Origin of the sequence: Paenibacillus peoriae KCTC 3763, assembly GCF_000236805.1 — a bacterium.
In the GTDB taxonomy this organism is placed as follows: domain Bacteria; phylum Bacillota; class Bacilli; order Paenibacillales; family Paenibacillaceae; genus Paenibacillus; species Paenibacillus peoriae.
Genome location: NZ_AGFX01000011.1, coordinates 616,384 through 630,429, shown reverse-complemented (window position 1 = coordinate 630,429; position 14,046 = coordinate 616,384). Strand labels below are relative to the sequence as shown.

General features: G+C 48.7%; 15 protein-coding genes. 4 read left to right on the top strand and 11 right to left on the bottom strand.

Annotated features, from left to right (window positions below; genetic code table 11):
- Positions 1–150 precede the first annotated feature (150 nt).
- Positions 151–1,347, bottom strand: a complete 1,197-nt coding sequence (locus KQI_RS0105335; protein WP_010345702.1) for an endonuclease Q family protein — start codon at positions 1,345–1,347, stop codon at positions 151–153.
- Positions 1,344–1,952 carry an NUDIX domain-containing protein gene (locus KQI_RS0105330; RefSeq protein ID WP_010345701.1) on the bottom strand — a complete coding sequence of 203 codons (609 nt, stop codon included), beginning with the start codon at positions 1,950–1,952 and terminating at the stop codon, positions 1,344–1,346. The genes KQI_RS0105335 and KQI_RS0105330 overlap by 4 nt, the downstream gene beginning before the upstream one ends.
- 123 nt (positions 1,953–2,075) lie before the next feature.
- Between KQI_RS0105330 and mciZ the strand changes: the two genes are divergently transcribed.
- On the top strand, positions 2,076–2,219 hold the full coding sequence (mciZ, locus tag KQI_RS27725; RefSeq protein ID WP_010345699.1) for a Z-ring formation inhibitor MciZ: 144 nt from the start codon (positions 2,076–2,078) through the stop codon (positions 2,217–2,219).
- A 58-nt stretch (positions 2,220–2,277) separates the two neighbouring features.
- Here the strand turns inward: mciZ and KQI_RS0105320 are convergent, their stop codons facing one another.
- Complete coding sequence (locus KQI_RS0105320) at positions 2,278–3,411, bottom strand: tripeptidase T (RefSeq protein ID WP_010345698.1); 1,134 nt, start codon at positions 3,409–3,411, stop codon at positions 2,278–2,280.
- A gap of 83 nt (positions 3,412–3,494) precedes the next feature.
- Here KQI_RS0105320 and prli42 point away from each other — a divergent pair, with 83 nt between their 5' ends.
- Complete coding sequence (gene prli42 / locus KQI_RS28310) at positions 3,495–3,599, top strand: stressosome-associated protein Prli42 (RefSeq protein ID WP_010345697.1); 105 nt, start codon at positions 3,495–3,497, stop codon at positions 3,597–3,599.
- Between the two features lie 122 nt (positions 3,600–3,721).
- Here the strand turns inward: prli42 and lipB are convergent, their stop codons facing one another.
- The 6 genes from lipB to KQI_RS0105285 all read right to left on the bottom strand — a co-directional run bounded on the left by lipB (position 3,722) and on the right by KQI_RS0105285 (position 9,827).
- Positions 3,722–4,420, bottom strand: a complete 699-nt coding sequence (gene lipB / locus KQI_RS0105310) for a lipoyl(octanoyl) transferase LipB (RefSeq protein ID WP_010345696.1) — start codon at positions 4,418–4,420, stop codon at positions 3,722–3,724.
- A 62-nt stretch (positions 4,421–4,482) separates the two neighbouring features.
- Positions 4,483–5,862 carry a dihydrolipoamide acetyltransferase family protein gene (locus KQI_RS0105305; protein WP_010345695.1) on the bottom strand — a complete coding sequence of 460 codons (1,380 nt, stop codon included), beginning with the start codon at positions 5,860–5,862 and terminating at the stop codon, positions 4,483–4,485.
- A gap of 87 nt (positions 5,863–5,949) precedes the next feature.
- On the bottom strand, positions 5,950–6,936 hold the full coding sequence (locus KQI_RS0105300) for an alpha-ketoacid dehydrogenase subunit beta (protein ID WP_007430902.1): 987 nt from the start codon (positions 6,934–6,936) through the stop codon (positions 5,950–5,952).
- A gap of 2 nt (positions 6,937–6,938) precedes the next feature.
- The gene (locus tag KQI_RS0105295; protein ID WP_010345694.1) at positions 6,939–7,967 is read right to left on the bottom strand and encodes a thiamine pyrophosphate-dependent dehydrogenase E1 component subunit alpha; all 1,029 of its coding nucleotides are present in this window, start codon (positions 7,965–7,967) and stop codon (positions 6,939–6,941) included.
- Between the two features lie 141 nt (positions 7,968–8,108).
- Complete coding sequence (gene lpdA, locus KQI_RS0105290) at positions 8,109–9,530, bottom strand: dihydrolipoyl dehydrogenase (protein WP_010345693.1); 1,422 nt, start codon at positions 9,528–9,530, stop codon at positions 8,109–8,111.
- An 84-nt stretch (positions 9,531–9,614) separates the two neighbouring features.
- Positions 9,615–9,827, bottom strand: coding sequence for a hypothetical protein (locus KQI_RS0105285; protein ID WP_010345692.1), 213 nt, complete (start codon positions 9,825–9,827; stop codon positions 9,615–9,617).
- A 229-nt stretch (positions 9,828–10,056) separates the two neighbouring features.
- On the opposite strand from KQI_RS0105285, the gene KQI_RS0105280 reads away from it, so the two are divergent.
- Both KQI_RS0105280 and KQI_RS0105275 read left to right on the top strand, forming a co-directional pair.
- Entirely contained in the window at positions 10,057–10,653 is a 597-nt protein-coding gene (locus tag KQI_RS0105280; protein WP_010345691.1) for a thymidine kinase, read from the top strand.
- Between the two features lie 137 nt (positions 10,654–10,790).
- Positions 10,791–11,567, top strand: coding sequence for a sporulation protein (locus KQI_RS0105275; protein WP_010345689.1), 777 nt, complete (start codon positions 10,791–10,793; stop codon positions 11,565–11,567).
- A gap of 90 nt (positions 11,568–11,657) precedes the next feature.
- On the opposite strand, the gene KQI_RS0105270 is transcribed toward KQI_RS0105275, so the two are convergent.
- A complete protein-coding gene (locus KQI_RS0105270) occupies positions 11,658–12,068 on the bottom strand; it encodes a hypothetical protein (RefSeq protein WP_010345688.1) in 411 nt (136 codons plus the stop codon).
- Positions 12,069–12,227: 159 nt separating this feature from the next.
- A complete protein-coding gene (locus tag KQI_RS0105265; protein WP_010345687.1) occupies positions 12,228–13,928 on the bottom strand; it encodes a methyl-accepting chemotaxis protein in 1,701 nt (566 codons plus the stop codon).
- Positions 13,929–14,046: the final 118 nt, after the last annotated feature.

Sequence of the window (14,046 nt, the reverse complement as noted above, 5' to 3'; positions counted from 1 at the left end):
AACCGGAATCCGACAGCTGATGGCTATGAATGGAGGCAGTAAAGATTCGTAAAAGATGTGCCAAGCCAGCGGCGGCATAGATATTTTCAAGGTTATTTTATGGTTATGAACAAGCAGATGCCGATATGACTTTATCAGGACATGACTTTGCTAGGACTTGGCTATTTTGCCGTATGTTCCGCCACCGCCGGACACGAGAGAGAGTCGTCCCTCACGGGACAGAATAATTTGCTCTGCCAATACTTCCCCGACAACTGTCGCCAGTTCTTCCTGATTGACCTTATGCAATATATTCATTTCCGTCCCAAACGCGGTCAGCAGATGGTTCAGCTTGGCTTTGCCCAGACCGGGGATAAACTCAAGCGGAATCTGATAAATGTACGGTGGGCGATGTGAGGGAATCACGGGCTGTTCACGGTCGGCAATGCTCCATATTCGATCCAGCACGCCCCGCACCAGCTTGGGGTGACCACAATCAGGACAACGTTCGTCCACCATCTGTTGCTCGTCAATAATCGTACCACAGCTTGGACAGTAAGAACGGTGGTATTTGCCCAGCTTGGGGTTTAATCCGTAGTTGGCACACACCCTTCGTCCTTCCCGCCGCTCCAAAGCCATTCTGAATTCATCAAAGCACGGCTTCTTGAGCGATAATTTGTTGTATTCCCGTCCAATTTTTCCAAGTGAATGGGCATCGGAATTGGTAAGAAAACTGAAACGATCCAACTCCGAGATCATTCCAGCCATGGATGAATCTGCGCTTAGCCCCAGTTCCACTCCACTGATGAGCTCCATATCGAGCAGTTCCTCCATTCGGGCCGCAGAGCTGCCGTAAATGCCCTTATGAGGGGTAAACACGTGCGCAGGCACCATGATGCCTCCACGCCCGTAAATTTGCTGCTGTAATTCGCGTGGCGATGCGTAGATGCGTTGTGAGCTGAGATTGACATTTTTCATATGTCGGGCCATCCATTGCGTAAAATCCTCCATCACCGCCAAATTTGGAAAGTAGGCCAACACATGCGCTTCGGGACGTCCTTCGGCTCGGATTTCCAGCTCCGTGCCTAGCATAACCACCGTATCACGGTATGCGATGCCGCCGCCGTTGATTTCCGTCATTTCCCCTGTTTGCAAATAAGCTCGAATATCTTCCTGTACATTCGGTGCGTGGCAATCAATGATCCCGATCAGCCCGATCCCCTTGCGGCCGGAGGCTTCCTTGGCAATGTTAGCGAAGGTGAGATCACGGCTGCCACTGATTTTCACCGGATCTCCCTTCTCTGTTCTGCCAATATGAATATGGAGGTCAGCGAAATAGTCTGTAAGTTCTACCTTATTTCCGTTCATATTGCTTGGAAGCTCCCTGTGTGCTGTTGGAGCTGCCATGCATAGACAGCCAAAATCGTTTTGGCATCACTTATCCGTCCTTCACGAATGAACGCCTGCGCTTCTTCCAGCGTCACCTCAAGCAGCTCCAGAAATTCATCCTCATCCGGCTCCATTTCACCTAGCTCCAGCTCTTCGGCCACATATAGATGTATGATTTCATCCGCAAAGCCGGGGGAAGTATAAAAGGAATGCAGCAGCTTTAACGACTTGGCGTTATAACCTGTCTCTTCTCTCAGCTCACGTCTCGCCGCCTCCATCGGGTCTTCACCTCGCTCCAGCTTGCCTGCTGGAATTTCCACCTCACAGCGTCCCATAGCCTGTCTGTACTGGTCCACGACCAGCATTTTCCCCTGATGCAGTGCCAATACAGCCACCGCACCCGGATGCTTGACAATTTCACGTTTTCCGGTGGAGCCGTCGGGAAGCTCTACCGTGTCGACCTGTAGCGTAATGACCTTTCCTTCGAAAATCGGCTGCGTGGACACTGTCTTTTCCTCCAACGCAGGATTGGAATAAGGCTTGTGCTGCAAGCCGTTCATTTGCTGGTTCACTTGGTCGTTCATCAGATTGGTCTCCTTCTCTTCATCTATCTTTCGTTATCCATTATCGCTAACGATAGTCTAACTTGTCCAATTCGGACATATGCTGATGATACAACAAACTTTCCGTTATAAGGAGATGCTGAGATGAAAAGCTACCGCACCGAAACCACCCTCCATATCGTCGGTAAAGCCTGGCAGATTCAAGCTCTCTTGCGTCAATGGCAAAAGGAACACGGACCCTCAACCCCCATTGTTTCGTTGGCTGTTCCAAAAAAGGTTCAGGTCTAAAAACAAGAACACTTTGCCTGTCTTTAGCCTGAACCTTTTTGTGAATATGATACAAACCTTATTTGGTCGTCTCTTGAATCAAGGCTACCACGACTTCAGCAACCTTTACCAGATCATCAGCCTTGATTTTTTCCTCTGTTGTATGAATGTTCTGGTAGCCCACAGCCAAATTCACCGTTGGAATCCCCAGTCCGTTGAATACATTGGCATCTGAACCACCACCGGAATGGAAGGTCGATGTTGGCAGGCCCAGCCCTTGAATCGCCCGCTGCGCAACCTGTACAACCTCATCCTGCTCCGTAAAGCTGAATGCCGGATAAATAACCTCACTGCGGAAATCACCCTGTGCGCCAAATTCACGCGCTGTAGTTTCCAGTGCTTCCCGCATATGCTGGATCTGCTGGTTAACCTTTTCCTGCACAATACTGCGTGCCTCTGCGCGAATCAGTACAAAATCGCATACAATATTCGTTGCCCCGCCGCCTTCGAAGCTACCGATGTTTGCAGTGGTTTCTTTATCAATTCGACCCAGCTTCATGTTAGAAATCGCTTTGGATGCGACTTGAATGGCACTAATGCCATCTTCAGGGTTTACTCCTGCATGCGCGGATTTCCCTGTAATCTTCATTTCAATACGTGCCTGTGTAGGTGCAGCTATACAAATGGAACCCACTTCCCCATTGGAATCCAAAGCATACCCGAAGTCCGAATCCAGCACTTCCGGCTTCATCGCCCGCGCACCCATCAGACCGGATTCCTCACCAGCTGTAATAACGAATTGAATTTGACCATGGGGAATGTTCTGCTCGCGCACGACGCGAATCGCCTCAAACAAGGCAGCAATACCCGCCTTGTCGTCCGATCCCAGAATCGTTGAACCGTCACTGCGAATCCAGCCATCTTCACCCAACTGCGGCTTAATGCCTTTGCCCGGGGTAACGGTATCCATGTGGCAGGTAAAAAACAATTTGGGTGCTTTCTCCACACCTTCCGCTTTCCAGGTGACAATCAGATTGCCTGAGCCATGTCCGGTTCTTTCACGGGAATCGTCTTCCGTTACCTCCAGTCCAAGCGCATTAAATTTATCTTTCAAAACACGTGATATTTCCTGCTCATACTTCGTTTCGCTGTCCACCTGTACCAGTTCCATAAATTCCTGTACAATTCGGTCTCTCACTACTTTTGCTCTCATTAAACTTTCCTCTCTTTCCCGATTACGTTACAATACGAATAGATGGTCATCTATGACTTAAACCTTTACAAAAGGAGTTACACATGTCTAACAAAAAATGGGTTCGTTTTTTCGTTTATGTTATGCTTGCTGCTATGGTCGGCTCTACGGTGTTTATGGTCATCGAGCCGTTCATTATGCCACTATAATGGCCAACTGCGTTCAACGTATTCGCCCGTTTCATGGCTCCGTAAAAGCTGTGAGCGGACAAGCTGTTGTGAATGCAAACAGGCGGGCTGTCGTGTCAATCACGTAATAGCCCGCCTTATCTTTATGGTTTGGAATGCGCTTGCCATTCCGCAGCAAACGAAAATTGCTGTTCGAAGTGGGGAACAATTTCCTTCGCAATTTGCTCCACCGAAAAAGTCTGCTGTGTACAGTCCTCCAGTGAAGTCACTCCATATTCCTGAATGCCACATGGGACAATACCTTTAAAGCCCTCATGCTGAATCCCTGATTTGATGTTGAAGGCGAAGCCATGACTGGTTATAAAGCCTCGACGGTGCTTGCACTTGTTGAATTTCACACCGATGGCGGCAATTTTAAGATTCCCGACCCACACCCCTGTATATTCAGGCTTACGATTCCCCTCAATCCCGTGAGCTGCCAGTAGCCGAATGATTACTTCTTCCAAACTCCGAAGGTAACCGTGCAGATTCAACGCCTCCCGATTACCGAGCATAAGCAGAGGGTATCCGACAAGTTGTCCTGGCCCATGATATGTAATGTCTCCCCCACGGTCAATCTGAAAGACGCTAATTCCCTGAGCCTCCAGTTGCTCGGGTGTGAGCAGCAAATGCTCGGGATGCCGCTGAGAGCCAATCGTGTAGGTCGGTGGGTGCTGGAGAAGCATAAGCGTTTCCCTTGCTTCTCCAGCATCCAGCTTCCCTACGATCTCCTTCTGAACGTCCCATGCATGAGCATATTCCATTCTATCTATATAGGTTACTTCGAGTGGTCGTCTGTCCACGGCCTGTCACTTCCTCCCCGTCCATTTACCCAAATGTTCGGATGACCCAGCTGTTCGAATAATTAGTACAGCTTCGTATCCAAGGTGTAGCCTTCCAGGTTTTCTTTGACCCGTTGCAGGAATCGTCCGCAAATGACACCGTCCAGAATGCGATGATCCAGCGACAAGCACAGATTAGCCATCGAGCGAACCGCAATCATATCATCAATGACCACCGGTCTTTTGACGATGGATTCAAAGGTGAGGATGGCTGCCTGCGGATAGTTGATCACCGGATAAGACAGAATTGAACCAAAGGAGCCCGTGTTGTTAACGGTGAATGTTCCGCCCTGCATATCATCCAGTTTGAGCGTTCCCTCCCGTGTTTTACGAGCCAAATCTTCGATTTCACGAGCCAGGCCGGCAATATTTTTCTGATCCGCCTTTTTGATAACAGGGGTGAGGACTGAATCCTCCGTACCCACAGCCAGTGAAATATTGATATCTCTTTTGACGATAATTTTATCCACTGCCCACACCGAGTTCATGATTGGATATTCCTTGATCGCATTCACGACTGCTTTCATGAGGAAAGCGAGGTACGTAATGTTGATCCCTTCTTTTTGCTTGAACTCGTTTTTGATCTTGTTGCGGAGCATCACCAGATTGGTCACATCCACCTCAATCATCGTCCAGGCATGTGGAATTTCTGAAACACTTTGCCGCATATTGCGGGCAATCGCACTCCGAATAGGTGTCACATCAATAAAATATTCTGATCTGTTATGGCTGTCACCCTCAACCTCAATCATAGGAACCTTTGGCGCCTCCGTTAAATGAATACCGCTGTTGCGCACCGGAATAGCAGGGTCCATATGTTGAATCGGTGTACTTAGCTGAGCGGCGGAAGGCTGTATTCCAGTAAAAGGCGAGCCTTGTCCCTGCGCCGTTCCGGTTGGCTGTTCTGGTACTACAGCCTGAGCAGAGCCACCCTGCTGCACATAATTCAGGACATCCTTGCGGGTAATTCGTCCCCCCATACCCGTGCCCGGTACTCGACTTAAGTCCACATTGTGTTGAGCAGCCAACGTTTGTACCGCCGGGGAAAAACGTCCCCGCATCGACTGATCAGAAGCAGCTCCCTGCTGAGCTTGTGTATTGCCAGGGACTGCTGGCGCAGCAGAAGTTGCTGATACCGCAGGTACAGCCGACTTGGTCTGGATACGGCAAATCAACTCACCTACTGCTACCGTCTGACCTTCTTCTGCTAACAGATCACCCATAATTCCGTCCAATGTGGATGGGATTTCCGCATTTACTTTATCTGTAATGACCTCGCAAATCGGTTCAAACTGCTCCACCGTGTCACCAGGTTGTTTCAGCCATTTGGCAATAGTCGCCGATACGAGCGATTCTGCCAATTGAGGCATGGTCACGTCGTTCCATTGGGTTTGGTCTGACATTTTTTCAGCTCCTTAACATCATAGGAGGGCGCGTTTTCCGCTGCCCTCGCTACACTTTTGGAATGCTTTCGTCCAATCTGCTCCATTCTAAAACATGGCAAGACGACGCATGGCTTCCTTCACTTTGTCCTTATTCAACATATAAAATTTCTCCATGGGTGGACTGATCGGCATGGCTGGTACATCAGGAGCGCACAGTCGCTCAATCGGGGCATCCAGCTCGAATAAACATTCCTCATTAATAATGGCTGATACCTCAGCGCCGATGCCGCCCGTTTTGTTGTCCTCATGCACGATAAGTACCTTGCCAGTATGGCGCGCAGCCTCAATAATGGCCTGACGGTCCAGCGGCTGGAGTGTGCGCAAATCCACAACGTGTGCGGTAATGCCCTCTTCCTTCTCCAGTTCCTCAGCAGCCTGCATCACAAAATGCAGCGGCTGGCTGTAGCCAATAACCGTAATATCGTCACCCTCACGCAATAGATTGGCCTTGCCAATCGGGACGATATAATCATCCTCAGGCACTTCACCCTTGATCAGCTTGTAGGATTTTTTATTTTCAAAAAACAGCACCGGATCAGGGTCACGAATGGCAGCCTTCAGCAATCCTTTGGCGTCATAAGGTGTAAAAGGCGCTACAATTTTCAGTCCTGGTGTACCAAAAAAGATCGACTCCGGACACTGCGAGTGATACAAGCCGCCAAAAATACCCCCGCCGATTGGCGCGCGGATGACAACAGGACAATTCCAGTCGTTGTTAGAGCGATAGCGGATTTTAGCCGCTTCACTAATAATCTGGTTCGTCGCCGGAAGCATGAAGTCCGAGTATTGCATTTCAGCAATCGGCTTCATTCCGTACATGGCTGCACCAATCGCAACCCCGGCAATGGCCGACTCTGCCAATGGCGTATCCATGACACGCTGCTCGCCGAATTGCTCCATAAGACCCTTGGTCGTCGTAAAGACGCCGCCCTTCACGCCGACATCCTCTCCCAGTACAAAAACCGTTTCATCCTGCTCCATTTCTTCTTTCATGGCCAGGCGAATCGCATCAATATATTCCATAATCGCCATAATTACCGGCCCTCCCCATCGCTGTCGGCATACACATGCAGCAGCGTATCTTCAGGCTTCGGAAAAGGAGCAAGATCTGCATATTCAATCGCTTCCTTGACTTCGAGCAACAACTCAGCCGACAAATCAGCGTCCTTGGCCTCATCCCAAATGCCGCATTCGATCAAATAATTTTTCATGCGGGCTACACCGTCCTTGGCCCAGTTCTCATCCACTTCTTCCTTGGTCCGGTAAGCCAGATCATTATCCGAGGTAGAGTGAGGAGACAGACGGTACATCATCGCTTCGATCAACGTCGGACCATCGCCGCGAACAGCACGTTCACGCGCTTCCTTCACAGCCGCATATACGGCCAGCGCATCGTTACCATCGACCCGAATTCCAGGGAACCCGTAGCCCAAAGCACGATCGCTCACCTTGCCCGCCAGCTGTTTATGAATCGGTACTGATATTGCATACTGATTGTTCTCGCACATAATGATGACCGGTAGCTTCTGTACACCTGCAAAGTTACAACCCTCGTGAAAATCCCCCTGATTACTGGAGCCTTCCCCAAATGTGACAAACGATACAAAATCCTTTTTCTGCATTTTGGCAGCCAGCGCTACACCCACTGCATGCGGAACCTGTGTTGTCACTGGACTGGAGCCTGTCACAATTCGCAGCCGTTTACTGCCAAAGTGACCCGGCATCTGGCGTCCGCCGCTATTCGGATCATCTGCCTTGGCAAATGCTGACAGCATCAGCTCGCGCGGAGTCATCCCCACAGCAAGCACGAATCCGTAATCCCGGTAATACGGAAGAAAATAATCCTTCTCCCGATCCAGACCGAAAGCCGCCCCTACTTGTGCCGCTTCCTGACCAATGCCGGAAACGTGAAAATTAATTTTTCCTGCCCGCTGCAGGAGCATATTACGCTCATCAAATCTTCTTGCAAGCAGCATATATCTGTACATATCAATTACTTGTCCGTGGGTAAGTCCCAGCTGTTCATGTCTGAAACCAGCGTCTACAGCGCCTTTTGAACTCATCGAGGCACCTCCTTAAGTATCAAAACGTCCTACTACCAGCACCTAGTACCATCTTGTCTTAAAACCTGGTACTAAACTCTGACTAACCCCATTATAATCCTTTTCTCTCCAAAAAGAAAAGCACCGATTTATTTGAATGGTTTATATGCCGATTGCCTGTCCATCAACCGCCAGCATCGCTTCTCCCAAAATCTCTGACAACGTCGGATGCGGGTGAATAAGCTGTCCGACTTCCCAAGGCGTGGCATCCAGCAATTGTGCAAGGGCCGCCTCGCTTATAAGGTCCGTCACATGCGTGCCGATCATATGTACACCGAGAATATCATTCGTTTCCTTGTCAGCGACTACCTTGACAAACCCGTCCCGACTGCCGTATACGAGCGATTTTCCGATAGCTTGAAAAGGGAACTTTCCTGTTTTCACCTGATGTCCCCGCTCACGTGCCTCTTGCTCCGTCAAGCCGACACTTGCTGCCTCAGGACGTGTATAAATGCAACGCGGAATCAGATGATTCGGTACGCTGTGAAAATCTTCGCCCGCCAGATGATGAACCGCCTGTAAGCCTTCATGACTCGCCGCATGCGCCAGCTGTAAGCCCCCGATGCAATCCCCGATGGCATAGATATGCGGTTCATTCGTCTGTAAATGCTCATTAACCGAAATAAAGCTGCGTTCTACCCGAATATCGGTATTTTCCAGGCCGATATTTTCCACATTCGCCTGACGGCCTACTGAAATGAGCAGCTTGGAGGCGCTGAGGGTTTCGGTTTCATCCCCTTTTTGTACGTCAATCTGTATGCCTTCCCCATCCTTGCCATACGTTTCAGCCAGCACCTGCGAGCCCGTCAGCACCTTAACCCCACGCTTGGTTAACAAGCGCTGCATTTCACGCGAAATATCCTCATCCTCAGTTGGAATAAGCCGATTGGCTGCCTCCACTACGGTAACCTTTACGCCAAAATCATTTAGCATGGAAGCCCATTCCACCCCAATGACACCCCCACCTACGATGATTAGGGACGCAGGTAATTCTTCCAGCATCAGCGCTTCGTCACTGCTTAGAATAAATTCGCCATCCGGCTCCAATCCGGGCAGCACACGCGGGCGTGATCCGGTCGCAATAATGAGATGGGCAGGAACGACCGTCTCCATCTCACCATCTTCCAGCTCCACAGCAACTGCACCGCTTTTTGGTGAAAAAATCGACGGTCCAATCACGCGTCCCTTACCGCTCAGTACCGTGATTTTATTTTTACGCATCAAAAATTGAACCCCCTGATGCAACTGCTCTACCACGGCTTCCTTACGCTCCTGTACTTTAGGGAACACAAGCTGCGCACCCGACGTCTCGATGCCAAATTGCGCACTTTCCTTAATTGTTGCATATACTTCCGCGCTGCGCAGCAAAGCCTTGCTCGGAATACAACCACGATGCAGACAGGTTCCGCCAAGCTTGTCCTTTTCGATAATAACGACTTCCTTACCGAGCTGGGCCGCACGAATCGCCGCCACATATCCCCCGGTTCCCCCACCTAAAATAGCGACATCACAATGTATAGTCATGCTTCTCCTCCATTAACTATGATTATATAGCTTATTGTACTCTCTTTATTTCTCTATACAAAATATAGCGTTTATGCACACAGCTCATTCGTACAGTGCATCCCGCAATTTAGTAGACATCCTTGGGTTTTGAGCTGACTTGGCTCGCAACGCATTACGGAACGATTCATTTTGCTGGCGCAGAAGATTCAGTTCTATCTCCAGCTCAGAGATCAATTCCTGTGCTTGCAGGCTTATCAGCCCTTGCTCCAGCAATGTTCTTTTTCTAGCATTATAATCCGTATCATTTTGGCCCATGCCTATCCCTCTTCCCTTCTTTCCACTACACTTCACCATATCATGCCCGTGGCAGCAGAGCAATGACGACCACATTTACATTCAAAAACAGATATACACAAACATGTCGAAAAACAATATATTTTCTCTGGTCTGCATGCTACTCATTATGGTAATCTATAATGGCATTTTCTTTAGGAAAATGATGATTCACATCGTTATGCGCATGATATAGAGAGGGGAATTCGCGTTGCCTACAGGACGAATTACGATTATTACAGGCCCCATGTTTAGTGAAAAATCCGGTGAATTGATTCGCCGCTGTCAAAAACTAATCCAATACGGGCACCGCAAGGTGATTGCATACAAACCGGCTGAAGATAATCGCTACGCCAAGGACGAAATTGTAAGCCGCATCGGATATCGGCTGCCCGCTATTTCTATTCCAAGAAAACTCACAGATGAGCTAGTTCAGCGTATTTTGGAAGAAACGAAGGAGGCCGACGTGGTCGCCTTTGATGAAGTCCAGTTTTTCAGCCGTCATATTATGGCTCTGATACAGGAGTTGGCTTATTGTGGCAAACACGTCATTGCGGATGGCTTGAATCTGGACTGCCGGGGCAAGGAATTCGGCTATATTGGCGGTCTGCTTGCCATGGCGGATGACATCGAAAAGCTGACTTCTTTTTGCGCCGTATGCGGTAGCTCGGAGGCAGTATTTACCCAACGGATGGTAAATGGAAAGCCATCCACAGTAGGGCCCATCGTGATGATCGGCGACTCTGAGGCCTATGAGCCGCGCTGTCGCAAATGCTTTATACCGCCTCATAAAGTAAATTGCGATTAGCACGCGATCACCCATGACTTTTTTCTTGCATTTTTTTGGAACGAATGGAGCCACCAGCCCGTATATCCGGTTAAGCTGTACAAGCTTCTAGTTTATCGTTTGTATACATGACCATGAGATTATCGGGGGGCGTGCTTATGAGTTTTTTCAACAAAATCTTAGCAAGCGCAGGAATCGGATCAGCCAAGGTCGATACATTGGTGGATCAAGCCGTATACGTGCCAGGAGAAGAGCTCAGTGGCATCATGCGTATCAAAGGCGGTAAAATTGATCAGGAAATCGGCAAAATCGACATCGAGCTCAAAACAGAATATATCGTAGAGCACGATGATAAAAAAAACACCACCACCTGCTGTATCGCACGGATCAAGGTGTCTGACGGCTTTCATTTAAAGCAAGGACAGGAGCTTGAAATCCCCTTTTCCTTCCTGCTTCCGCTAGAAACCCCTGTCACTCATGCCAAGCAGCCTGTGTGGCTGGAAACGGCATTAGATATCGGCATGGCTTTGGACCCGACTGACCGTGACTCACTCAAAATCGAGCCGCATCCCTATATGAGTACGGTATTTGAAGCGGTTCACCTGCTCGGCTTCCGATTCCGCTCCTCCACCTGCGAACGCCATCCCAAGCTGGGACGCGGTGTTCCGTACGTGCAGGAATTTGAATTTGCGCCTGGACCGGAATATGCACGCGATCTCGAAGAGCTGGAGCTGATTATGCAGTTGGAACCTGAAGGCGTGCATGTGCTTGTCGAAGTAGACCGTAGAGGCAGAGGATTGTCCGGCTGGCTGGAGATTGCCTTTGATATGGACGAGCGTCACGCCTGGTTGAGCTTAAGCCGGGAAGAACTATCCTATGGACCAGATCACATTGCGGATGCGCTGGAGGAATTGATCGACAGACAGCTTCGCTAAAAAAAGCGAATGCAATCCTAAAAAATCCCCACCGTTAACTACAGGTTGGGGATTTTTAACTATATTTTTGGTTGTCGACATCTGTATAGACTAAAGTGGCAACATATCCTGTCTTTCTGCCTTAACCCTGCACTCCTTGCATGCCCCGTAGAGGGAACCGTTATCGTCAGCATAAAAGATTAATTTGTCTTCTTTTCTACAAAAGGAGCATTTTTGCTTACCCCTGTGCTGTATAGGATCAGACAGCCCAAACCCAGATTGGGCCTGCCTGCCTGTGGCTTCTGTCGTCGTGCTAGAGCCAGAGGAAGAGGATACCTTAAACTTGGATGCGTTCCCAACGCGGGACTGTCGGCCAGGCTTACGAGAGCGAAATTCAACGACATTGCTGCCTCGCTGTTCGTTCAGTTGTTTTTTACTGCTGCGACCACGCCATGTCATAACAATCCATCCCAACGCCACCACCAATACGCCGATGACCACCCAAGTTAGGCTATTCCACATGTTCTCATCCCGCCTTCGTTTCGCTTATGATCATACTCCAGCCCACAGTATTATTTATCATTATACCATTGAGTGAACACAATCACCATATTAAGGAAAAGGGGGATATGGCAGAAAAAACCGCTCTACAATAGAGCGGCTTTCCCCTGAAGCTAAGAATTATACTTTGAATTTACCGATTTGCCCTTGCAGATCCTCTGCCATCGTAGACAGGTTTCTCGCAGATGAGGCAATTTCCTCCATCGAGGCTAGCTGCTCTTGAGTTGCAGCAGACACGTGCTGTGTACCAGCTGCAGCTTCCTCGGCAATTGCCGAAATTTGCTTGACAAAACCAACAATCTCATCGGTACTTGCAGACATTTGCTCCGAACCAGCAGATACCTCTTCTATTTCGCTTGCCACTTTATTCACGGTTTCTTGAATCAATTCAAAGGATGCACCTGCATTTTGCACGACTTCCCGACCTGTCATGACATCTTGCCCATTGGCAGCTACCGCCTCAATCGCTTGTGCGGTATCCTTTTGAATCAAGCCCACAAGCTCTGTAATTTGTTGGGCTGAATGAGCAGATTGTTCGGCCAGCTTGCGCACCTCGCCTGCGACTACAGCGAATCCGCGACCGTGTTCTCCTGCGCGTGCCGCTTCAATGGCAGCGTTCAGAGCCAGAAGGTTGGTCTGACTTGAAATATTGGTAATGACATCAATAATTTTGCCAATTTCATCTGAACGTTCTCCCAATCCAGCCATCAGACCTGCCAAGCTATTCATGGAGTCATTCACAGCATTCATCTGTGTAACAGCCTGCTGAATCATCTGGTTGCCTTCAGCCGATTTATGAGCCGCATCCTGCGCTGATGCAAATACATTTTGCGCACGGATGGCAATTTGTTCTACACCGATGGACATTTCCTCGATAGCCTGGGACGATTTGGTCACCATATCCACCTGGTTGCCCGTTCCTGTAGCCACTTCTTGTACCGTTTCGGTTATTTGTGCAGAAGCTTGGCTATTTTGCTCTGCGCTGGCTGTCAATTCCTCTGACGATGTGGTTACCAGCCCAGTCGTGTTGCTAACGGACTGAATCAATTGACGAAGGTTTCCGACCATCGTATTAAAGGAATGGGCCAACGTGCTGATCTCATCCTTACCCTTTACAATTATAGCTTCATCAGTAAGATCGCCCGACGCAATGCTTTCAGCAGCACGACTGATTCGCAAAATGGGTCTGGAAATAACTTGGGCGATGATGAATGCCATAATCAGTGCCACCACAACGGCCGCAACACTCAAAATGATGACCACTTGTCTACCTGAGATAAAGTTGTCAACGCCTTTTTGCGTAATCTGTTTTGAACCGTCTGAGTTCAGCTTGAGAAGCTGATTGATCGTATCATTCGCACTATACCAAAGCGCATAGGACTCTTTGTGAAGAATGCTGGATTGAACATAATCGTTAGCTTTGCCTGCTGCAATTACCTCTGGCAGCTTTTCCAGGTACGATGCATATTTTTTGGAAAAATCCTCGTACATTTCGCGTTCTTTTGGAGTGGCAATTAATTTTTCATAGATTTTTCGTCCGCTCTCGACCTTTTTCAAAACCTTATCGTATTCCGCTTGAACCTTCTCCATTTCCGCCGGGTCACGTTCTACAATAATATTCAATGAGAGCCGTTCGACATCTGATACATCGCCGTTTAGCGTCCCCAGGATAGTCACACTCGGCATCCAACGGTTATCGATCTCCATTGAAGTGTCACCCAGGTTTTTCATTTTTGAGACAGACACTAAACTAATGACGATCAATAAGGCAATAACCGAAAGAAAACCCACTAACAATTTTGCTCGGATATTAAACTTCATACTTTCGCTCCTTAATCTCTTGTAGTAGATATTATATCGACAACTATCGACAAATTGTTTATATCAAATTTAAGAGATTTTCAGAACTGTATCCAATAGGGAAATGATCTCTTTGTAC